Origin of the sequence: Oricola sp. (assembly GCF_022763245.1) — a bacterium.
GTDB lineage: Bacteria > Pseudomonadota > Alphaproteobacteria > Rhizobiales > Rhizobiaceae > Oricola.
Genome location: NZ_JALEGV010000030.1, coordinates 89,088 through 110,946, shown reverse-complemented (window position 1 = coordinate 110,946; position 21,859 = coordinate 89,088). Strand labels below are relative to the sequence as shown.

19 protein-coding genes and 1 pseudogene are annotated in these 21,859 nt (G+C 65.4%); 13 read left to right on the top strand and 7 right to left on the bottom strand.

What is annotated here, in order from left to right; genetic code table 11:
* Both MRY80_RS13725 and MRY80_RS13720 read left to right on the top strand, forming a co-directional pair.
* A pseudogene (locus MRY80_RS13725) lies at window positions 1-98 on the top strand (electron transfer flavoprotein subunit alpha/FixB family protein); the annotation flags it as partial.
* A 26-nt stretch (window positions 99-124) separates the two neighbouring features.
* Window positions 125-1,753: a thiamine pyrophosphate-binding protein gene (locus MRY80_RS13720; protein ID WP_293291588.1), complete on the top strand. Its 1,629-nt coding sequence runs from the start codon at window positions 125-127 to the stop codon at window positions 1,751-1,753.
* Window positions 1,754-1,771: 18 nt separating this feature from the next.
* Here the strand turns inward: MRY80_RS13720 and MRY80_RS13715 are convergent, their stop codons facing one another.
* Complete coding sequence (locus MRY80_RS13715; protein ID WP_293291587.1) at window positions 1,772-2,713, bottom strand: nitronate monooxygenase family protein; 942 nt, start codon at window positions 2,711-2,713, stop codon at window positions 1,772-1,774.
* Window positions 2,713-3,357, bottom strand: coding sequence for a TetR/AcrR family transcriptional regulator (locus MRY80_RS13710; RefSeq protein ID WP_293291586.1), 645 nt, complete (start codon window positions 3,355-3,357; stop codon window positions 2,713-2,715). The genes MRY80_RS13715 and MRY80_RS13710 overlap by 1 nt, the downstream gene beginning before the upstream one ends.
* Window positions 3,358-3,487: 130 nt before the next feature.
* Between MRY80_RS13710 and MRY80_RS13705 the strand changes: the two genes are divergently transcribed.
* The 6 genes from MRY80_RS13705 (at window position 3,488) to MRY80_RS13680 (ending at window position 11,642) form a co-directional block, all read left to right on the top strand.
* A complete protein-coding gene (locus tag MRY80_RS13705; protein WP_293291585.1) occupies window positions 3,488-4,654 on the top strand; it encodes an acetyl-CoA C-acyltransferase in 1,167 nt (388 codons plus the stop codon).
* A gap of 22 nt (window positions 4,655-4,676) precedes the next feature.
* Window positions 4,677-5,816, top strand: a complete 1,140-nt coding sequence (locus MRY80_RS13700; RefSeq protein ID WP_293291584.1) for an acyl-CoA dehydrogenase family protein — start codon at window positions 4,677-4,679, stop codon at window positions 5,814-5,816.
* Window positions 5,817-5,844: 28 nt separating this feature from the next.
* On the top strand, window positions 5,845-7,254 hold the full coding sequence (locus tag MRY80_RS13695; protein WP_293291583.1) for an FAD-linked oxidase C-terminal domain-containing protein: 1,410 nt from the start codon (window positions 5,845-5,847) through the stop codon (window positions 7,252-7,254).
* A gap of 124 nt (window positions 7,255-7,378) precedes the next feature.
* Window positions 7,379-8,167: an enoyl-CoA hydratase-related protein gene (locus MRY80_RS13690; protein WP_293291582.1), complete on the top strand. Its 789-nt coding sequence runs from the start codon at window positions 7,379-7,381 to the stop codon at window positions 8,165-8,167.
* A 53-nt stretch (window positions 8,168-8,220) separates the two neighbouring features.
* Complete coding sequence (locus MRY80_RS13685; RefSeq protein WP_293291581.1) at window positions 8,221-9,354, top strand: thiolase family protein; 1,134 nt, start codon at window positions 8,221-8,223, stop codon at window positions 9,352-9,354.
* Complete coding sequence (locus tag MRY80_RS13680) at window positions 9,351-11,642, top strand: 3-hydroxyacyl-CoA dehydrogenase/enoyl-CoA hydratase family protein (protein ID WP_293291580.1); 2,292 nt, start codon at window positions 9,351-9,353, stop codon at window positions 11,640-11,642. The genes MRY80_RS13685 and MRY80_RS13680 overlap by 4 nt, the downstream gene beginning before the upstream one ends.
* 12 nt (window positions 11,643-11,654) lie before the next feature.
* On the opposite strand, the gene MRY80_RS13675 is transcribed toward MRY80_RS13680, so the two are convergent.
* Genes MRY80_RS13675 through MRY80_RS13665 form a run of 3 tightly spaced genes read right to left on the bottom strand, consistent with a single transcriptional unit; the run spans window position 11,655 to window position 14,578 of the window.
* The gene (locus tag MRY80_RS13675; RefSeq protein ID WP_293291579.1) at window positions 11,655-12,476 is read right to left on the bottom strand and encodes an SDR family oxidoreductase; all 822 of its coding nucleotides are present in this window, start codon (window positions 12,474-12,476) and stop codon (window positions 11,655-11,657) included.
* 2 nt (window positions 12,477-12,478) lie between these two features.
* Window positions 12,479-13,450, bottom strand: a complete 972-nt coding sequence (locus MRY80_RS13670; RefSeq protein WP_293291578.1) for an acyl-CoA dehydrogenase family protein — start codon at window positions 13,448-13,450, stop codon at window positions 12,479-12,481.
* Between the two features lie 6 nt (window positions 13,451-13,456).
* The gene (locus MRY80_RS13665) at window positions 13,457-14,578 is read right to left on the bottom strand and encodes an acyl-CoA dehydrogenase family protein (protein ID WP_293291577.1); all 1,122 of its coding nucleotides are present in this window, start codon (window positions 14,576-14,578) and stop codon (window positions 13,457-13,459) included.
* Between the two features lie 297 nt (window positions 14,579-14,875).
* Here MRY80_RS13665 and MRY80_RS13660 point away from each other — a divergent pair, with 297 nt between their 5' ends.
* The 5 genes from MRY80_RS13660 to MRY80_RS13640 are packed head-to-tail and all read left to right on the top strand — an operon-like array spanning window position 14,876 to window position 20,147.
* Window positions 14,876-16,030 (top strand): acyl-CoA dehydrogenase family protein, encoded by a 1,155-nt coding sequence (locus tag MRY80_RS13660; RefSeq protein ID WP_293291576.1) that lies wholly within the window; start codon window positions 14,876-14,878, stop codon window positions 16,028-16,030.
* Window positions 16,030-16,947, top strand: a complete 918-nt coding sequence (locus tag MRY80_RS13655) for an acyl-CoA dehydrogenase family protein (protein ID WP_293291575.1) — start codon at window positions 16,030-16,032, stop codon at window positions 16,945-16,947. Before MRY80_RS13660 ends, MRY80_RS13655 begins: the two co-directional genes overlap by 1 nt.
* Window positions 16,944-17,735, top strand: coding sequence for an enoyl-CoA hydratase/isomerase family protein (locus MRY80_RS13650; RefSeq protein ID WP_293291574.1), 792 nt, complete (start codon window positions 16,944-16,946; stop codon window positions 17,733-17,735). The genes MRY80_RS13655 and MRY80_RS13650 overlap by 4 nt, the downstream gene beginning before the upstream one ends.
* Before the next feature lie 52 nt (window positions 17,736-17,787).
* Window positions 17,788-19,389, top strand: coding sequence for an AMP-binding protein (locus MRY80_RS13645; protein ID WP_293291573.1), 1,602 nt, complete (start codon window positions 17,788-17,790; stop codon window positions 19,387-19,389).
* Window positions 19,386-20,147: an SDR family NAD(P)-dependent oxidoreductase gene (locus tag MRY80_RS13640; protein ID WP_293291572.1), complete on the top strand. Its 762-nt coding sequence runs from the start codon at window positions 19,386-19,388 to the stop codon at window positions 20,145-20,147. Before MRY80_RS13645 ends, MRY80_RS13640 begins: the two co-directional genes overlap by 4 nt.
* A 9-nt stretch (window positions 20,148-20,156) precedes the next feature.
* On the opposite strand, the gene MRY80_RS13635 is transcribed toward MRY80_RS13640, so the two are convergent.
* On the bottom strand, window positions 20,157-20,582 hold the full coding sequence (locus tag MRY80_RS13635) for a thioesterase family protein (protein ID WP_293291571.1): 426 nt from the start codon (window positions 20,580-20,582) through the stop codon (window positions 20,157-20,159).
* Between the two features lie 105 nt (window positions 20,583-20,687).
* On the bottom strand, window positions 20,688-21,722 hold the full coding sequence (locus MRY80_RS13630; protein WP_293291570.1) for an AraC family transcriptional regulator: 1,035 nt from the start codon (window positions 21,720-21,722) through the stop codon (window positions 20,688-20,690).
* Window positions 21,723-21,859 lie beyond the last annotated feature (137 nt).

The window sequence follows — 21,859 nt, the reverse complement described above, 5'->3', positions numbered from 1 at the left end:
TCAACAAGGACGAGGAAGCGCCGATCTTCCAGGTCGCCGATTACGGCCTCGTCGCAGACCTCTTCGAGGTCCTGCCAGAGCTCGAAAAGGCGCTGTAGGGCCGAAGCGGCAGGGAGGGGAAGATATGGCAAGTATGAAGGTCTTCGAAGTGCTCGCCCGCGTTCTCGCCGACAGCGGACGGGGTCCGCTGTTCGGCGTCACGGGCGACGCGAATGTCTATCTGGTGGACCGGTTCGTGACCGCGCATGGCGGGCGTTTCATCGCCGCGGCCAACGAAAACGGCGCGGCGCTCATGGCGCTCGGTCTGGCGTCCGTGACCGGCCGGGCCGGTCTTGCAACCGTGACGCACGGGCCCGCCCTGACGAACACGCTCACGGCGCTCGCGGAAGGCGTGAAGGCCGGAACGCCCATGGTCCTGCTGTGCGGCGACACGGCCCATGGGGATCGCGAAAACCTGCAGAAGATCTCGCAGCGCGACGTGATCCTCGCAACGGGGGCCGGCTTCGAGGAACTGCACAAGCCGGAGACGGCTGCCACGGATCTCGCCCGCGCGATCCGCCGTGCCGAGGCGGAGCGGCGACCGATCGCCTTCAATTTTCGAACCGACATCCAGCGTCAAGGCGTCGAAACCGGGATCGAGGACGTGCCGGTCGCGTTCTCCGCGCCCTCGATCACGCCGGCCGGAGACGATCTGGACAACGCCATCGGCATCATCGCCGCAGCGAAACGGCCGATCGTGCTTGCCGGGCGAGATGCGATCGACGATGCGGCGCGCGACGCCCTGTTGCGTCTGGCCGAAAGAATAGAGGCGCCGGTCGCAACGACATTGCGCGCCAAGGGCCTCTTTCAGGATGCGGATTACAATCTCGGCATCATGGGGACGCTCAGCGCCCCCGCCGCCATCGACGTCATCATGAAGAGCGACTGCATTCTCGCCTTCGGGGCAGGGCTCAACTTCCACACGACGTCCGAGGGCGCATTCGTCGACGGCAAGCGCGTGGTGCAGGTCGCGGCCAACGCAAGCGGCATCGGGCGTGGTCACACGCCGGATGTCGGGCTTGTCGGTGGCGTTGCCGAGACGGTGGAGAAGATCCTCTATTGGCTCGACGAGGCGGACATTCCGCCGTCCGGTTTCCGGGGCGAACTTGAGCCAAAGGGGCTGGCCGAACTCCCGTCGCCCAGGCCAACTGACAGTTCGGATGGCGCGCCACTGGACTACATCGACATGCTCGTGCGGCTGAACGACTTGCTGCCGCCGGACAGGCTGCTGGTCACCGATGCGGGCCGTCACATGGTCAAGGCGATGCAGTATCTGGACGTGCCGCATCCGCGCTTCTACGTGCAGACGGCAAGTTTCGGCTCGATCGGTCTCGGCATGCCCCAAGCGATCGGCGCAGCCGCGGCGGAACCGGCGCGTCCTGTCGTGCTGACCATCGGCGACGGCGGCTTCATGCTGGGCGGCCTGACGGAATTCAACACCGCCGTCCGTCACGGCACGGACCTGATCGTCATTCTGTGCAACGACAGCTGCTACGGCGCCGAGTTCGCGATCCTGCGTGACAAGCAGATGGATACCGCGCTCAGCCGGTTCGACTGGCCGGACTTTGCTCCGCTGGCCGACGCGCTGGGCGGGCGCGGCGTGACGGTGCGCCGTGTCGAGGATCTCGAAACTGTGCGTCAGGCGGTCGAGACGCGTGACCGGCCGCTTCTGATCGAGCTGAAGCTCGACGCCGACACGATGCCATTCTGGTGAGGCGCGCTTCCGGCGCGCTCATCCCGGAAGCGGCGTGGCGCAGAAGGCCGAAGCCGCTACCGCATATTCCTTGACGAGGCGCTCGCAAAGCTCGGCGGCAGGCAGGATGTCGCCGATCGAAGCGACGCCCTGACCGGCGGACCAGACGGTTTTCCACGCCTTCGCCTCGTTTTGCATGTCGAGTTCGGCATGGGCGGGAAGATTGTCCGGGTCGAGCCCCGCCGCGGCGATGCTCGGCCGCATGAAGTTCGCATGCACGCCCGAGATGTTCGGCGTGTAGAGAATGTCGGACGCGCCCGACGTGACGATCATCTGCTTGTAGGCGTCGCCGACCATCGCTTCGCGTGTCGCGATGAACCGTGTGCCGAGATAGGCCAGATCGGCGCCCATCATCCGCGCGGCGGCGATGTGGCGTCCGGTGCTCATGGCGCCTGCCAGCACGATCGCACCGTCGAAGAACGACCGGATCTCTTCGACCATCGCGAAGGGGCTCATCGTGCCCGCATGGCCTCCTGCACCCGCGCAGACCGCGATCAGGCCGTCGACGCCGGCTGCGGCAGCCTTTTCGGCATGGCGTCGATTGATCACGTCATGGAAGACCAGCCCGCCATAGGAATGGACGGCGTCCACCAGTTCCGAAACGGCGCCGAGCGACGTGATGACGAGCGGCACCTTGTGGCGCACGACTTCGCGCAGGTCGGCTTCGAGCCGCGGATTGGACTTGTGCACGATCAGGTTGACGCCATAGGGCGCGGCCGCCTCGTGGGCGGCCAGCCGGGTCTGGATTTCCGCAAGCCAGTCGGCGAACCCTTCCGTGGTACGCTGGTTCAGCGCGGGGAAGGTGCCGAGAATGCCGGACCGGCAGACTTCAACGACCAGATCGGGCCCGGACGTCAGGAACATCGGCGCGGAAATGGCGGGCAGGCGAAGTCGGCCGTCCAGTGTCTTGGGCAGGGGCATCAGTCGGTCTCCGTTCCGGCGTGGCGGGGCGCAAGGCCGGCCATCAGCGTCTCGACCGCAGCGGCGGCCACGTCTTCGGATGACAGCGGCCCCGACGGATCGAACCACTTGGCGATCCAGTTGAGGGCGCCCGTCACCGTGAAGGTCGCGATGCGTGCGTCGCCGCGCGCGATCGAGCCGTCGGCCATGCCGTCCTCGATCACGCGGCGGATGGTTTCGTCGATCTCGCGTTTCAATCCGCGGAACTTGGTCCGGCTTTCGGGCGTCAGTTCGTGATCGGACGTTCGGATGACGCACATCCCGAAATCCTTGGTCATGGTCACGGCATAGTCGTTGAGCAGGGCGCGCAGCCGGTCCATGCCCGCGCCGTTGGTCGCTTCGACAGCCTCCGCCGCGTCGCGGATGCCCTCGAGCCCCCTGCGGACGCATTCGAACAGAATGTCGTCCTTCGTCTTGAAGTAATAGTAGATCGTTGGCTTGGTGACGTTCAGCGATGCCGCGACATCGTCGAGTGATGTCGCCCTGAACCCCTGTTCATTGAATGATTTCACGGCCGCCGAAAGCACGGCCTCGCGCTTTTCGTTGCGCTCGCGCTTGCGTTCTTCGGGCTTGAGCCACGGTGAGCAGGCCGCCTGGGATGTCATCGTATCTTGTCCGGTCGTTGTTGCCTGTGCCGTCGGTCGAGCGTGCGATTCAGGCTTGTGCTTGTCCAACAGGTAGATATGATACTCATGAGTAAGAAACTGTCAAACAGCCATTGCAGGAGTGTTTCCAATGCAAGACCAGTCCGATCCGGTCGCAATCCTGTCCGCGTGCCGAACGCCGATGGGGGCATTCCAGGGAGCGCTGTCCAGAGAGACGGCAACTGCGCTTGGCGCGAGGGCTGTCGAGGGGGCGTTGAAGAGATCGGGTGTCGGCAGCGACGATGTCGATGAGGTGATCATGGGCTGCGTGTTGCCGGCCGGGCTGGGGCAGGCGCCGGCGCGGCAGGCGGCGCTGGGTGGCGGGCTGCCGCTGTCGGTGCCCTGCGCGACGGTCAACAAGGTCTGCGGCTCCGGCATGAAGGCGACCATGCTGGCCGCCGGCCAGATCGTTGGTGGCGAGGCGCAGATCGTGGTCGCCGGCGGCATGGAGAGCATGAGCAACGCGCCTTACCTGCTCGACAAGGCGCGCGGCGGATATCGCGCCGGCCATGGCCGCATCTACGACCACATGTTCCTGGACGGGCTCGAGGACGCCTATGACAAGGGGCGCGCCATGGGCACCTTCGCGGAGGACACAGCGGAGCACTACCAGTTCACGCGTGAAGATCAGGACGCCTACGCGCTGGAATCGCTCAGCCGTGCGCGCAGGGCCGTTGCCGAGGGTGACTTCAGGCAGGAGATCGTCGCGGTCGGGGATGTCGTCGACGACGAGGCGCCGTCACGGGCGAAGCCGGAGAAGATCCCGCTGCTCAAGCCCGCATTCCGCGACGGCGGCACTGTGACGGCTGCAAATTCGTCATCCATTTCCGACGGCGCTGCCGCGCTCGTATTGGCCCGCCGGTCGGTTGCGGACGAAAGGGGGCTGGCGCCGCTGGCATTCATCCGCGGCCAGGCCAGCCACGCACAGGAGCCGGCCTGGTTCACCACCGCGCCGGTCTTCGCCATCCGCAAGCTCTTCGAAAGAACCGGCTGGACGGCCGACGATGTCGATCTGTTCGAAATCAACGAGGCCTTCGCCGTGGTCGCCATGGCGGCGATGCGCGACCTCGACCTGCCGCACGACAAGGTGAACGTGAATGGCGGCGCCTGCGCGCTCGGCCATCCGATCGGCTGTTCCGGCGCGCGGATCGTCGTCACGCTGATCTCGGCCCTGAAGGCGCGCGGCCTCAGGCGCGGCGTCGCGTCGCTTTGCATCGGCGGCGGCGAAGCGACCGCCATCGCTGTCGAATTGGCCTGAGCGGGCCGGGGGAGGACGTATCATGCTGCTGTCCGAAGAGCATGTGATGATCCGCGACATGGCGCGCCGGTTCGCCGAGGAGCGGCTGAAGCCGCATTCCGCCGAATGGGATGCGACCAGGCATTTCCCGCGCGACCGGATCGCCGAAATGGGCGAATTGGGCCTGATGGGCATGCTGGTTCCCGAGGAGATGGGCGGTTCGATGACCGACCTGGTCGCCTACGCCATCGCCCTGGAAGAGATCGCCGCGGGCAACGGCGCCCTCTCGACCGTCATGAGCGTGCACAATTCGGTCGGATGCGGTCCGATCCTGAAATTCGGCAGCGATGCGCAGAAGGAGCGCTTTCTCGGGCCGATGGCGCGCGGCGAATGGCTCGGAGCCTTTTGCCTGACCGAGCCGCATGCCGGCTCCGACGCCTCGGCGATCCGGACGCGGGCGAGGCGCTCGGGCGACAAATATGTCATCAACGGCGTCAAGCAGTTCATCACCTCGGGCAAGAACGCCGACGTCGCGATCGTCTTTGCGGTGACCGATCCGGAGGCGGGCAAGCGCGGCATCTCCGCCTTCATCGTGCCGACGGCGACGCCCGGCTACACGGTCGCCCATATCGAAAACAAGCTCGGACAGCACCTGTCGGACACGGCACAGATCGTCTTCGAGGACATGGAGATCGACGCCGGGCTGCGTCTCGGCGAGGAGGGGCAGGGCTACAGGATCGCGCTGTCCAACCTCGAGGGCGGCCGGATCGGCATCGCCGCGCAATCCGTCGGCATGGCGCGGGCCGCGCTGGAGGCCGCGCTCGACTATGCCGGGGAGCGCGAGAGCTTCGGCGTGACGCTGACGCAACACCCGGTGATCGCGGCGCAACTCGCCGACATGGCGACGGAGGTCGAGGCGGCGCGGCAACTGGTGCTCCACGCCGCGGCCCTGCGCGGCGCAGGCGAGCCGGCGCTGAAGGCCGCGTCCATGGCCAAGCTGTTCGCCTCCGAAATGGCGGAACGCGTCTGCTCGCAGGCGCTGCAGATCCATGGCGGCTACGGCTATGTCGCCGACTTCCCGGTCGAGCGCATCTGTCGCGACGTGCGTGTCTGCAAGATCTACGAGGGCACGAGCGACATCCAGCGCATGGTCATCGCCAGGGAACTCGTACAGGGGCGCTGAGGCGTTCCGGCCGAAGGGAGGGACGGGCATGGCGCTGCGCGAGGTCCAGCCGCTTCAACGCAACGAGAGCGGCATCGCGGCGATGATCGCCACACTGGGGCAGCGGTTCGGCGACCGGCTGACGACCGGCATGGCGCTACGCGAGCAGCACGGCCACACCCTGACCTACATCCCGAACCAGCCGCCGGACGCCGTCTTCTTCGCGCACTCGACGGAAGAGGTGCAGGAAGCCGTCCGGGTCTGCGCCGCTCAGCATGTCCCGGTCATCCCGTTCGGGACCGGAACCTCGCTGGAAGGCGGCGTCAATGCGCCGGCGGGCGGCCTCTGCATCGATCTCGGCCGGATGGACGCTATCGTCAAGGTCAACGCCGAAGATCTCGACGCCGTCGTCCAGCCGGGCGTGACCCGCGAGGCCCTGAACGTCCACCTCCGCGACGCCGGGCTGTTCTTCCCGATCGATCCCGGCGCCAACGCCTCGCTTGGCGGCATGGCGGCGACGCGCGCCTCCGGAACCAATGCGGTGCGCTACGGCACGATGCGCGAGAACGTCATCAGCGTCACGGCCGTGATGCCGGACGGATCGGCGATCAGGACCGGCGGACGCGCCCGCAAGTCCTCCGCCGGCTATGATCTTACGCGCCTGCTCGTCGGGTCGGAGGGCACGCTGGGCATCATCACCGAACTGACGGTTCGGCTCTACGGCATTCCCGAGGCGATGGCCTCGGCGGTCTGTTCCTTCCCCGATGTCGAGGCGGCATGCAACGCGACGATCATGGCCATGCAGGCCGGCATTCCGGTTGCGCGCATCGAGTTGATGGATCGGTCCTGCGTCGAAGCGGTCAACGCCTATTCGCGCACCGGATTCTCGGCGTCGCCCCTGTTGCTGCTGGAGTTTCACGGCAGCGCCTCGGGCGTGCGCGAACAATCCGAATTCTTCGGCGAGATCGCCGCCGAGACCGGCGGTTCCGGGTTCGAATGGGTGGCGGATCCGGAGGACCGCGCGCGCATGTGGAAGGCGCGTCACGACGTCTATTTCGCGATGCAGGCCGCCGCGCCCGGCAAGCGCACGATCGCCAACGACGCCTGCGTGCCGATCTCAAGGCTGGCCGATTGCGTCGCGGAAACCGAGCGCGACATTGCCGAGGCGGGCCTCTACGGTCCGGTTCTCGGCCATGTGGGCGACGGAAATTTCCACGTCGCGCTTTTCGTCGATTCGGACGATGCGGACGAACTTGCGCGCGCCGAAGGTGTTCTGGAGCGACTGTCGCGCCGCGCGATGGCCATGGACGGCACTTGCACGGGCGAACATGGCATCGGCCAGGGCAAGCGGGCGATGCTGCGCCACGAGCATGGGAACGGGACCGATTTCATGGCCGCGATCAAGCACGCCTTCGACCCCCGCAACATCATGAACCCGGGAAAGGTGATCCCGGATTGACCGACACGGAGCCTTCGATTGACGACCGAATGCGCAATACGTTACTCACGAGTAAGTTCCAGACACACGCGTAAACAAGATCGCTCCCGTTTGACGAAGAGCGCCGATCCGCTGGGAGGCCCCGATGACCGCTAATCCGCTTGTCCTGTCGCATTTCGATCCCGGGACGGGCATCGCCCGGATCACGCTCAACCGGCCCGATGCGCTGAACGCGATCGACCGCGTGATGGCGGCGGATTTCCTGGGCGCCGTGCGCGGTGCCGTCGAGCGGGACGGCTTGCGCTGCATCGTGATCGAGGGGGCCGGGCGGGCCTTTGCCGCGGGCGGCGACGTCAAGTCGTTCGGCGGTCCCGACGGGCCGGCAGCCGAGATCGACGCGATCCTCGAACCGATGCACGCGGCGGTCCTGATGCTGCGCGATTGCGCCGCTCCGGTGGTGACCGCGGTGCAGGGCGTCGCGGCTGGCGCCGGCTTCGCGCTGGCTCTGTGCGGCGATTTCGTTCTCGTCGCCGAGGGGGCCAGGTTCTCGGTCGCCTACACCCGGCTCGGCGGAACGCCTGACTGCGGGCTGACATGGTCTCTCGCCCGCCGCATCGGACCGGCGCGCGCGCTCGAACTGCTTCTGGACGATCCGCTGATCGACGCGGCCACGGCCCGTGAGATGGGCCTCGTCAGCGCGGTCTATCCCGACGAGACCTTCGCGGCTTCGGTAGCGGAGCGCGTCAGTCGTCTCGCCGCCGGGCCGACGCTTGCTTTCGCTGCATGCCGGGCCTTGCTGGCGGAGCAGGGCACATTCGCCGAGCAGCTCGAACGGGAGCGGGCGGCTTTCGTGGCGGCGGCGGGCACACAGGATTTCGGCGAAGGGCTCGCGGCCTTTCTCGCCCGCCGGAAACCGGACTTCAGCGGGACCTGACCCCGCAAACGACAACCATGACCAATGGCATCGCGCCAGATGGAGGACCAACGATGACGACAGCCTATGTTGCGGGATATGTCCGCAGCCCATTCACCTTCGCGCGAAAAGGCGCATTGGCCGGCGTGCGGCCCGAAGCGCTCGGCGCCCATGTGGTGCGGGCGCTGCTCGACAAGACCGGCGTCGCCGGTGAGGAGATCGAGGATGTCGTCTGGGGATGCGCGTTTCCGGAAGGCGAGCAGGGGCTCAATCTCGGCCGTGTGGTCGGACTGGAAGCCGGGCTGCCCGTGACGACCTGCGGCATGACGGTCAACCGCTGGTGCGGTTCCTCGGTGCAGGCGGTGCAGATCGCGGCGGGCATGGCCCTCATGGGGGCCGGCGAGGCCTTTGTCGCCGGCGGAACGGAATGCATGTCGCGGGTGCCGATGATGGGCTTCAACCTGTTGCCGCCTCCGGGTTGGAGCCCGGAGCAGGTTGATGATTACGTCAGCGTCGGTCTGACCGCGGAACGTGTTGCCCGCGAGTGCGGCGTGACGCGCGAAGACCAGGACCGCTTCGCCTATGACAGCCACCAGAAGGCGCTCGCCGCGCAGCGCGACGGACGGCTTGCGGCGGAAATCGCCCCCTACGACATCGGCGGCATGGTCGTATCGGACGACGGCTGCGTGCGCGACACGCCGATGGAGAAGATGGCCGATCTCAGGCCGGTGTTCCTCGAAGGCGGCAGCGTGACCGCCGGCTCGTCCTCTCCGATGACGGACGGATCGGCGGCCGTGCTCGTCTGCGGGGAGGATTTCCTCAAGCGCAACGGGTTGGAGCCGCTCGCACGCGTCGCCGGTTTCGCGGTGTCCGGCTGTGAGCCGGGCGTCATGGGCCTCGGCCCGATTGAATCCTCCCGCAAGGCGATGCAGCGGGCCGGCATCACCATCGACGATGTCGGCGTGGTCGAGATGAACGAAGCCTTCGCCTCCCAGGCCGAGGCGTGTCGTCGGGCGCTGGAGATCGATCCGGCGAAACTCAATCGCGATGGCGGGGCGATCGCGCTTGGCCATCCGCTCGGCGCGACCGGGGCCCGGCTCGTCGGCAAATGTGCGACGCTGCTCAAGCGCGACGGTGGCCGGTACGGTCTCGCCACCCAATGCATCGGCGGCGGCATGGGCGTCGCCATGGTTCTGGAAGCTGCATGATGGCAAGTCTTGAGACAGGCAGGGTCGCCCTCGGGGCGATGGAAACAGGTGTCCGGCGCGTCGCGGTGATCGGCGCGGGAACGATGGGCAGCGGTATCGCTGCGCACTTCGCCAATGCCGGCATTCCCGTCGATCTTCTCGACATCAGGGACGCTGACGGCGGTGCGGGGCCGGCGAAGGCAGGCATCGCCCGCCAGTTGAAGACGGCCGGCTTTATGACCGCGTCGGCAGCGAAGCTGGTGAAGCCTGGCACGATCGAGGACGATCTCGATCGCGTCGCGCAGGCCGACTGGATCGTCGAGGCCGTGATCGAGAACCTCGACATCAAGCGCAAGCTCTATGCGCGGCTGGAAGGCCTGAGAAAGCCGGGCAGCATCGTCGCGTCCAACACCTCCACCATCCCACGTGCGGCGCTCGTCGAAGGCGCCACCGAGGCATTCAAGCGCGATTTCATCATCACGCATTTCTTCAATCCGCCCCGGGTGATGGAACTGCTGGAACTGGTGATCGCACCGGAAACCTCGACGCAGGTCGAACAGACGGTGCGCGCCGCTGCCAGGCACGCCCTCGGCAAGACTGCCGTCGATTGTCGCGACACGCCGGGCTTCATCGCCAACCGGATCGGGTGTTTCTGGATTGCCGTCGCGATCCTCGAGGCGGCGCGCCGCGGGCTCTCCATCGAGGAGGCGGATGCGGTCCAGACCGTGTTCGGCATTCCCCGCACTGGCGCCTTCGGGTTGATGGACCTGATCGGCATCGATCTGATCCCGACCGTCTGGGGGAGCCTGGCCGACGCCCTGCCGGAAACCGACGAACTGCATGCGTTCGACCTGCCGAAATGGGATGTCGCCGCAAGGCTCATTGCGGCCGGTGCTCTTGGTCGAAAGACGGGGGCCGGCTTCTATCGCAAGAACAAGGACGGCTCGCGCGAGGTCCTCGATCTTGCAAACGGCGAGTATCGGCCACAGCAGGCCTTGGCGCCGGACGCGCTGCCCGGCGGAGGCCGGGACGTGCGTGCGCTCCTCGCCGATGACGGTCCGCTCGGGCAATATGCAGCGGCGGTGCTCGCCCGCGTGGTCGCCTATGCCGCCACGCACGGTCCGGACATCGCGGTCGAGACCGCCGACATCGATGTCGCCATGCAACTTGGCTATTCGTGGCGCGAAGGGCCTCTGAAACTGGCCGAAAAGGCGGGGCTGGATACGGTGTGCGCCAGCATCGAGAGCCTCGGCCTTGCCGTGCCTGCGCTTCTGGAAGCCGGGCCGGTCGATCGGACTTCGCCAAAGGGTGAGGCTGTTTCCGTTGCCGCGCTCCTGTCCGGGGCAGACGAGATCGCCGGGAACCCGGACGCGTCGTTACGCGACATCGGCGACGGGATCGCCGTTTTCGAGATCCACACGAAGATGAACAGCATCAGCCCGGCCGTTCAGGACATTCTCGAACAGGCGGTGGCGCGCGCCGGTGCCGGATACCGCGCCCTCCTGATCGCCAATGCGTCACCGCGAGCGTTTTCCGCGGGGGCCGATCTCGGCCATTTCTACAGCGTCATCGAGCAGGGCGACTTTGCCGGTCTGCATCGCTTCATCCGCCGCGGGCAGGAACTGTTCCTCGCGCTGAAATACGCCTCGGTGCCCGTCGTGGCGGCGGTGCAGGGTGTGGCGCTCGGGGGCGGATGCGAACTGAGCCTGCACGCGGATGCGGTGATCGCCCATTCGGAGGCGCGGCTCGGCGTGCCGGAGGCCAATCTCGGCGTTCTGCCCGGTTGGGGCGGCTGCACCCAGCTTCTGCTCCGCACCCAGGCCGGCGGAGGAACCGGTGGCCCGCTCGCGGCGGCCGCGTCCGCATTCGAGCTCGTGCGTGGCGCATACGTCTCGGGCTCCGCTCCGGAAGCGGCCGAACACCGCTTCCTGCGCCCGGGCGATGACATCGTGATGCATCGCGACGACGTGTTCTCAACAGCGCGGGCGAGGGCGATCGCGATGGCGGATGGCTACGCCGCGCCGGACCGGGCGATGATCCCGGTGACGGGGCGATCGGGCTGGTTGAGCCTGATGTCGAATGTTCGTGGCGCGGTTGCCGCGGGCCGGCTGACGGAGACCGACGCGCGCGTCGCGGGTGCGATCGCAGAGGTCCTGACCGGCGGTGCCGACGGCGATCCGTCCCGGCTGCAGTCGGAAGACGATCTCATGCGCCTGGAATGCGAAGCGCTTGTCGGGCTCGCCCGGACACCGGAGACGCGCGACCGGATGGGGCATTTCCTGACGACGGGAAAGCCGCTGCGCAACTGACGCGCCCGGGGCCTATTCCGGCTCGGCGCGTGGCCGGCCGGAATGGGTCCAGTCGGGCGTCGTCATCCTGCGTTCGGCGGTCAGGGCCTCCTCGCTCAGGAACTTCGTGGTCGACCAGCCGCCGTCCACCGCCAGCACCTGTCCGTTGATCCAGCGCGACTGCGGCGAAGACAGGAACAGGATCGCGTTGGCGACGTCCTCGGGTGTCGCCATGCCCGCCGACGGTGTCATGTCCGTGTTCATCCGGCGAAAGCCTTCGTCCTCCAGCCGGTGAAACGTCATCGGCGTCGGGATCACGCCGGGCGCCACGGCGTTGGCGCGGATGCCGGACGAGCCGTATTGGCAGGCAAGATGCAGCGTCAGCGCGTTGATGCCACCCTTCGCCGCCGAATAGGCGCCGCCGCGCAGTCCGCCGACCAGCGAATAGGTTGAACTCACATTGACGATCGTCGCCTCGGCGCCGAAGGCGGACAGCGCCTCGCGGCACATGCGGAACGGCGCGCGCAGCATCAGGTCGAGGAAATGGTCCAGCGTCTCGTCATCCGTCTCGTGGATGGGCTTCGGGCTGCCGATGCCGGCATTGTTGACGAGATGATCGAGCCGGCCGAACGTGTCCATCGCGCATTTGACGGCCTGCCGCGGCGCGTCGGCATGCGTGACGTCGAGGGCCGCTGTCGCAAGCGGCGCGTCGAAGTCCGCGCACGCTTTTTCCATGTTCGCCAGTTTGTCGGGATCGCGCCCGACGGCGACGACGGCGACGCCCTCGGCGAGAAACGCCTTGGCCGTCGCCAGCCCGATACCGCTCGACGCTCCGGTGATGATCGCAACGCGCATGTCTAGCCTCCCAGTCGCGGCTTGTATGGCGCCATGGGCGATTCGAGGTCGAGGATCGGAGCCGCGTCGCCGATCAGGCGCAGCACATGTGCCTGTTTGAGGAAGCGGTGTGCGTCCGCCTCCGCCGAAAATCCCATGCCGCCGTGAATCTGTATGCACAGCCGCGCATTCTCCAGCGCGACCTGCGGCGCCAGCAGGCGCAGGGCGGCGACCTGGAAAGTCGCGTCGTCGCGCCCGTCGCGCAGCGCGATGGCCGCCATGTCCAGCTGTGCCGACAGCATCTCCGCCCCGATCGCCATGTTCGCGCAGTGATGCTTGATCGCCTGGAACGCGCCGATCGGCTTGCCGAACTGGCGCCGGACGCCCGCATAGGAGACGGCGAGGTCGCGCGTGGCCTCCGCGATGCCGAGCAACTGGGCGGAAACCAGCAGTGCCGCGATGTCGAGCAGGTGCCGGCTGTCGCTCGTCGCAACGATCGCATCCTCGTCGAACGCCACGTCCGTGATCGGCACGAAATGCCCGAAACCGGGATTGTTCGCCACCACCGTCGTCTTCGCGATGTCGATCAACTGCAACCGGTCGGGCGCAAAAACCAAGGCAAACCGGGCGTTTGCCCCGTCAATTAGACGACCGCCACCACCGCACAACACCCCCCCAGCCACAGCATCGCCGACCAGATCGATCAATTCGGATTCGGCGGCTAGCCGCGCGGCGATCGGTGCGGCGATGCTGTGCGTCGATATGATGTGTCGGCCGAATTGAACGTGCAGCAATGCCTCTTCCACGAGGGTGAACCCGGCCCCGCCAGACTGCTCGTCCAGCGCGAGAGAGAAAGCGCCGAATTCCGCGATCTTGGCCATGCGGTCCCGGTCCGCGGCAAGATCGCGCGACACATCGAAATCAGCGTCGAGCATCGAAGCGGCCGCATCGAGGATCTGGCGTTGATCTTCCGATCGATTGAGATTGCAGGTCACGGTCGCTTACTCCCGCGGCAGGCCGAGAATACGCTCGGCGATGATGTTGCGCTGAATCTCTGCCGTCCCGCCGGCGATCGTCTCGCTGTAGGCTTCGAGATAGTCGTGCGTCGGCTGGCTCATGAGCAGCGCGTCCGGCCCGAGAATGTCCATTGCAAGACGGTGAATGTGTTGGGCGAGTTCTGCGAAGCGAAGCCGGACAAGCGAACCGTCGAACACTGTGGCGGGCTCCCGGAAAAGGGTTCGCCACGTCATCGCCCGCAAGGCGGCGGCCTGGGCGCGCAACAGGCCCAGCCTCTCCGCCGTCGCTGAACCTGGGGCGGCGTCCGCGCGTGCGATCAGATCCTCGATCCTGACCGACAGATCGAGTTGCAGCCCCATGGCCGCTGTCTTGCGCTCGAAGCCGAGCGTTGTCATCGCCACGCGCCAGCCGTCATTTAGGTCGCCGACCACGTTCGAAAGCGGAATTCGCACGTCGTCATAGAACACCTCCGCGAAATGGCAGACACCAGCCATGTTCTCGATCGGCCGCACCGTGATGCCGGGCGCCTTCATGTCGCAGATCACCCACGAGAGGCCCTTGTGACGCTTCGATGTCGAATCGGTTCTGATCAGCAGTTCCTGGAAGTCGGCTATGTCGGCATAGCTGCTCCAGATCTTCTGGCCATTCACGACGAGGACATCGCCGTCGATCACTGCACTCGTCGACAATGACGCGAGGTCGGAGCCCGAGTTCGGTTCGGAGAAACCCTGGCACCATATCGACCGGCCGGAGACAATCCGGGGTAGATGAAACGCTTTCTGCTCGTCGGTGCCGCACGCGATGAGGGTTGGTCCGGCATGGTTCAAGGCGACGAACGTACAGTCGAGCACAGAGGGCGCACGTGCGCGAACATATTCCTCGTACCAAATAACCAGCCGCTCGGGTGACAGGCCCCGCCCGCCATAGTCTGCGGGCCAGGCAATCCCGGCCCATCCGTCGCGATGGCACCGCGCCAACCAGTCCGTTGCATAGTCGCGGGCAGCCTGCCCTTCATGCGGGGAGGTCTGCTGAGGGACATTGCCTGCAAGCCATGTGCGAGCGGCAGTTCGGAATTCTTCGTCTTCGGGTGAGAAATCTAGCTGCATGGTCTGATCGCGAAGCTGAACGGCCGGTCGTGGCGCGCCGCCGGCGGGTGCCTGCCATGATACACTTCGCTTCCTCCTCCGTTGTGCATTGTTGCAAATGGCTCAGGATACATTTCCTACAATATGGGATTATCGATCCAACTCCCCTCGCCCTTATATGCTGAACTAGTCCTTTCTGGGATGCCTCGCAAGGGAGTGCGCGCTTTAATTCCTTGACAGGATAGGGTGCCTTGGGCAGTTATGGCGCTCCATATCGAATTCGATATGCGTCCCATAATGTGGAGGGAAGAAAGCGGAATGGATTTCGGATGGACCGACAGAGACCAGGCTTTTCGGGCGCGTGTCCGGGATTTCCTGGCGCAGGAGCTGCCGTCCGACTGGGATGAGATTCGTCGGCACGGGCCCGGGTCGAAGGAGCAGACGGAGTTCAGCCTTGAATTTTGCCCGAAGCTTGCATCAGCCCGTCTCCTCGTGCCGCACTGGCCGACGGCGTGGGGCGGCGGGGAGCTGTCCACTTGGGAACATTTCATTCTCGGCGAAGAGATGTGGGCCGCTGGAGAGCCACGTGGCGCCCAGTACATGAATGTGAACTGGATCGGCCCAACGCTGATGCGCTTCGGAAGCGAAGAGCAGAGACGCGCCTTCATTCCCCAGATGGCCGCCGGTGCCGCGATCTGGTGTCAGGGTTTTTCGGAGCCGGATGCCGGATCCGATCTTGCTGCGCTCCGCACTCGCGCGGTCCTCGACGGCGACCATTATGTGATCAACGGCAGCAAGATCTGGACGTCCTATGCTGGCCTGGCCGAGCATTGCTTCCTGCTCGCGCGAACCGCAGGCGCGCCGGGTGACAAGTCGGGCATCACGATCTTCCTGGTGCCGATGTCGACCGATGGGATCGAGGTACGATCGATCCCCAGCCTGATCGGACATGGCGACATTCACGAGACCTTTTTCACAGACGTCCGCATTCCCGCGACGTCCCGGCTCGGGGGGGAAGGGGAGGCGTGGTCGATCATCACTTACTCTTTGGCCAACGAAAGAGTGGGCATTCCCCGCTATGAGCTCTCGTCTCGAGTGCTTGGCGACATGGTCGCTGCGCTCAAGCAGCGCGGCCAGTTCCGGGACAGTGCTGTCCAGGCAAGGGCTGGCGCCGCGCACGCAGCCTGCGAAGCCGCACGGCTGCTGGTCTATCGCGTGGTCGACCAACTGGCCAATGGTCGGGACCCGGACGCTGACGCCAATATCGCGCGCGTTGCAGTGATCAGGGCCGACCATGCCGTCACGGATTTCGGGCTCGATTTCCTGCCCGACACGTTTTCGGGAACTGGTCATCCCGCGCATCTTGCGCATCATGAGCGGGCAATCGTTGCCGGAATTGCGGCAGGAGCGGCGGAAATCCAGCTCAGCCTGGTTGCGCGCCGGCATCTCGATCTTCCGAGGGAGGCCTGCTGATGCGGTTCCAACCCAATGAGGACCAGTCCACGTTCTTCACCGTCCTCGAGCAGATGATGGGGTCCGGCGGGGCCGGCTGGCGCGCCGGTGAGGACTGGGTTCGCTTCGACTGGTCGGCCGAGTTCGACCAACTGCTGGAAGAGAACGGTTTCTTCGATTGTGCTGCCGAAGAGGACTTGGGAGCCGTCGCCGCTGCCGACATGGTGTTCTGCCTTGCCAGCCTGCCGGTAACACTGGAATGCGCCGCTTCGTCATTGCTGCGCCCGCAGTTTTTCCCGCACTTGCCGCGCCCGCTGGCGGTGATCGAGGACGAAGCGTCTGCAGTTCGCTTCCTCCCCGTCGCGCGCTCGATCCTGCACATCGGTGAGGATGGCGTGCGCGCCGCACTGATCGAGCCGATGATGGTGGAGCCGGTCGAGAGCATATTCGCGTATCCCATGGGTGTCCTTCGAGACGCGCCCATCCAATGGATGAAGATCGACGCGGATCCGCACCTGGTGTCTGAAAACTGGCGCATCGCGATTGCGGCCGAACTGGCCGGCGCACTGAAGGGCGGGTTGGAATCAGTGCTTGCCCATGTGCGCGATCGCAAACAGTTCGGTCGGCCGCTTGGCAGCTTCCAGACTATCCAGCACAGGCTGGCCGGAGCCGCGTCGAGCATTGAAGCGGCCCGTTTGCTTGTCCTGAAGGCCGCCCAGAGCTTGGACCCCGTCGACAGCGCCACCGCGCTTGGTTACGTGCAGGATGCATCGACCGACATTGTGTATGATCTGCACCAGTTCATGGGCGCGATGGGGCTTACCTTGGAGCACCCGCTCCATCGCTGGACCTATCGGGCGCGGCTCCTGCGATCGTCGCTTGGTGGAGCGCTTGGGAACATGCAATTGGCTTCGGTCCGGCGCTGGGGGGAGGCATGAGCGTTTTGCCAGAATTCGAGACGCTGCTCGTCACCAGGCGAGACAGGCTTTTGACGGTGGCGTTCAATCGTCCGGACGTTCTCAACGCATTCAACGCGACAATGCATCGCGAGGTCGTGGAGGCAATGCGGTTTGCGGCCTCGGATCCGGGGTCTGACGTGGTGCTGCTGACTGGCGAGGGCCGAGCCTTCTCGGCCGGCGGCGACCTCGAGCATATGGAAAACTGCATCGCCGACCCGTCGCTCTTCGAAGCGGAGGCTGCCGACGCCAAGCGCCTTGTCTTTTCGTTGCTCGACATCGAGAAGCCGGTCATAGCGAAGATCAATGGTCACGCCGTTGGTCTCGGCGCGACGATCGCCCTGTTCTGTGACGTGATATTCGCGGCCGAGACAGCAAAAATCGGCGACCCACATGTGAATGTCGGACTGGTGGCTGGCGATGGCGGAGCGGTGATCTGGCCGCAATTGATCGGTTTCGCGCGCGCCAAGGAGTATTTGCTCACCGGTGATCTCATTCCGGCCCCCGAGGCGGCTGCGATAGGCCTGATCAACCACGCCGTTTCAGCCGGTGACCTCGATACACGTGTGGACGCCTTTTGCGATCGGCTCCTCGCCGGGGCGACCCAGGCGATCCGCTGGACCAAGACCACTGTCAATATCGAGCTCAAGCGTGTCGCCCATGCGCTGATGGATCCGGGCATGGCCTATGAAGCGCTGACGCAGCGGTCGCAGGCGCATCGGGATGCGGTACAGGCGATCAAGACAAAAATCACCGCGAAAAAGTCATGATGCACGTATGGCGCATACGCGGCCGCGTTCTCCTGTTCGCAGGTGATCCGCGATGACCGTTCTTGAGAAGAGGCTGGACGAATTGCGTCGGGCCGGTCGCCTAGGGCGAGCCTCCGGTCGTAGCGTCGGCGCTATCGCCATTGAGAAGGCGCGCGAGGCGCCCGACCATATCGTCGTGGTTGAAGGCGAACGCGAGTTCAGCCGGGCGGAGATGCTCGACGCAGCCTTGAGGCTGGGCGGTGCGCTCTTGGAGCGCGGTCTTGCGCCAGGAGATGCAATAGCCTTCCAACTGCCGAACTGGTGGGAAGCCTGCGTCATCAATCTTGCGTCTTGCCTGTTCGGCTTCCGCGTTGTGCCCCTGTTGACGATCTACCGTTCTGCCGAATTGGAGACGATCCTTCCGGCCTGTGACGTGCGGGCGATTTTCGTGCCCGAAACGTATCGCGGCAAGGACTTTGCCGGACAGGTTGCGGGCCTCGCGCGCCCGCCGGCACATGTCTTCACAGTGCGCGGAGCGGCGGGTTCAGAAAGCTTCGAAAGCCTGCTTGATCATCCGTCGGCGTCGCCGCGCCTGCCGGATGGCGACGACGTGAAGATGATCCTCTTTACCTCCGGGAGCACTGGACGGCCAAAGGGTGTGCTGCACAGCCATGCCTCGGTTGATGCGATCATTAGCATGGTCGCGGCATTCTGGGACGTCGGCACGCAGGACCGGCTCTATGTCCCATCGCCGATCGCCCATATCGGCGGCTCGATCTACGCCTTCGAGTTTCCCTGGATCACCGGGTGCCGCGTCGTACTGGCAGAAAGCTGGAGCCCGGACCGCGCAATCGCCGACATTGAATCCCGAGGCTGCACCTTCATGGCGGGGGCGACACCTTTCCTGGAAGGGTTGATCGAAGCATCCGTGCGGGCAGGCACCCGACTTCCTGGATTGCGCCGCTTCATTTGCGGTGGCGCCAGCGTGCCGCCAGAGCTTGTCCGGCGTGGTCTGGAGCGATTTCCAAATGCGGTTGTCTCGCGAGCCTACGGTTCTTCGGAGGTGCCACTGGTCTGCCCCGGCATTCGCGACCGTGAAGATGCTGCCCTACACGCCGACACTGACGGCGAATGTGAGGCCGAACTTCGCATCCTCGACAGCGAAGGCAAGCCAGTCGCCGAGGGGTGTTCCGGCGAGATAGCGGTCCGGGCGCCGCGCATGTTTCTGGGCTACCTCGAAGCCGAAGACGACGAAGGCGCATTCACCGAAGACGGCTTCTTCATGATGGGCGATCTCGGGCGGCAGGTCGACGGTCTCTATCTCCAGATCACTGGCCGGACGAAAGACATCATCATCCGCAAGGGTGAAAATCTGAGCCCGCTGGAAATCGAGAATGCGCTGTCCCGTCATGACGCTGTCCGACAGGCCGCCGTGGTCGGCGTACCGGACCGCGAGCGAGGCGAGATGGTCGTCGCCTATGTGATCCCGGCGGACGGCCAGGCGTTCTCCTTCGACGACATGATTGCGCATCTTGATGCCCTGGGTCTCGCCAAGCAGAAGTTTCCCGAGCGTCTGATGATCGCGGAGACCCTGCCGGTCAACACCGTGGGCAAGGTGCAGAAGATCCTGTTGCGCGAGCAGGCGATTGAACGGATTGAGGGAGACGAGCCATGAAACTGGATGGAGTGGCAGCGCTGGTCACCGGCGGCGGATCAGGACTCGGAGCCGCGACGGCAAGGGCGTTGTCGCGCGGCGGGGCGAGAGTGGCCTTGCTTGATTTCAACATCGAAGCCGCGGAGGCAGTCGCCGCCGAGATCGGAGGCTTCGCCATCAAGTGTGACGTGTCGTCGGCCGACGACGGCGCCAGTGCGGTCAACACGGCTGCAGAAGCGAATGGTCCGGCCCGCATCCTCGTCAATTGCGCCGGCGTCGCGCCTGCTAAGAAAGTGCTCTCAAGATCCGGACTGATGCCGCTTGACGATTACCGGCGCGCGATCGAGGTGAATCTGATCGGCACGTTCAACATCATGCGCCTTTTCGTCGAAGCGGCCAGCGAGCTTGAGCCTCTGGACACCGGAGAGCGTGGCGTGGTCGTCAACACGGCGTCGGTCGCAGCCTATGAAGGGCAGATCGGCCAAACGGCCTATGCGTCGTCGAAAGGCGGCGTGGTTGCGCTGACGTTGCCGGCCGCGCGCGAATTCGCCCAGCTCGGCATCCGCGTTTGCGCGATCGCGCCGGGCATCTTCGAAACGGCGATGCTGAAGGGATTGCCGGAAGCCGCGCAGGAAAGCCTGGGAGCGGCCGTTCCGTTTCCGTCGCGCCTCGGCCAGCCGGACGAATACGCCCGCCTGGCGCTCTCGATCATCGATAATCCGATGCTGAATGGCGAAACGATCCGCATCGACGGCGCCTTGCGCATGGCGCCGAAGTAGGCGTGCGGCCTATTTCTCCTCGGGCTCGACCAGCAGCGACAACAACACCTCCTTGACGTCCGCAGGCCACGGGATCGAGCAGTGCTTGTCGAGATCGCTCGCCGCCAGCACCTGCGTGCTCGACCAACGCTTCTGTCCTTCGCAACTGATGTCGTGATGCACCGTGACCGAGGACCGGCCGACGCGCGTTACCGTCAGTTCGAATTCCAACTCGTCGCCGAAAAAGGACGGGCTGGAGAAGTCGCTCGCGATATGGACGGTCGGCGTGCCCCAGCGCTCTTCCCAGATGATCTTGTGCCACGGATAGCCGATATGCGCCCAGAATTCCTCGTTCACGCCGTTCAGGATGTTGAGGTAGGATGGGAAATAGGCGGTTCCGGAGATGTCGCAGTCTCCGAAATGCAGCATCCGTTTGGTCTTGAAGATCTTTTCCATGCGTCTCTCCCCTCGCATCTCTAGGTCTCGGCGGCCCATCAGGGCGTGGCCGCGCACATAGACGCAAATGGACGGTCTTAACAAGCGCCGGCCTGCCCGAAGCGCTCAGTCGCTCCAGTCGGTGCCGAGCGCGGCGCGCAGCGTGTCGCTGGGCGAGCGGCCGTAGCGGGCCTTGTAGGTCTGCGAGAAGCGGCCGAGATGCGTGAACCCCCATTGGGTCGCAACATCGGTGACGGAGGTTCCCGGCTGGCCGGTCATCAGCGCCTTGTGGGCGCAGGCCAGCCGCCGGTCGCGCCAGAACGCCAGCGGCGTGGTGCCGCGAAACTGCCGGAACGCCAGTTGCAGCGTCCGCGGCGTCGTGCCGGCCGCATTGGCGATGTCCTCGATCGTCAGCGGCAGATCCAGATTGGCGGCGATGAAGGATTCAGCCAGGCGCAGGTGGCGTGGTGCCGGCGATCCCGGCCGTCGGCCGAGGAAGTGGGAATAATTGTTGCGATGCGCCTCGATCAGCCCGGTCATCAGCGTGTGCTCGATCTGGCGGTTCATCAGGCCGGGCGCGCCGAAAGCTGAATCGCCGGTGTCGATCTCCGACACAAGATGCAGCACGAGGTTTCGAAACGAACGCCCCGGACCGCTGGAGATGTCCAGCGCGCCCTCGAAGGCGAGCGGCCGGTTGGCGTGCATGTCGAGCAACTGCTCAAGATGTGCGTTCAGCGCCTCGCGTCGGATCTGCACCAGCACCTGGCGCGTGCCCGCTTCCCAGATCATCGAAACCGGATGCTGCGGATTGAGGACCGCCGCGGCGCGCGCGCTGGAATAGTATCGGTCCGGCCCGCAGGCGATGGCGGCGTGGCCGTTCAGCGGAATCTGGACCAGGTAGAAGGACTGCAATTCGCCCGGCGAGATCAGCGTCTTTGCGCCGTATTCGAGATAGTTGAGGGACAGGTTCTCGCCCGGCACACGATTGTGCTCGGCGCGCAGATTGCCCTTGCCGACGACATCGAGCTTGTGCGGACAGAACACCCGAGCGACCTTCTCGCGCGCTTCGTCGAGATCGTTGCTGGCAAAGAGGGGATGTCCGGCGAGAGGGGATCCGGCCGGATGCACGCTTCCATCGATCGTTTCGCGACGAAACTGCATCGCGGGAGCTTAGCAGCCTTTTGGCTCGTCGCCACGGACGATTTTTTCGTTTTTCGGATAGCCAGCGTCCTGCGCGGATAGACCGGTCGCGCGTTTCTCGCTCACCTTTGCTTTAGGCTTAAAGGATCTGGAGAGGA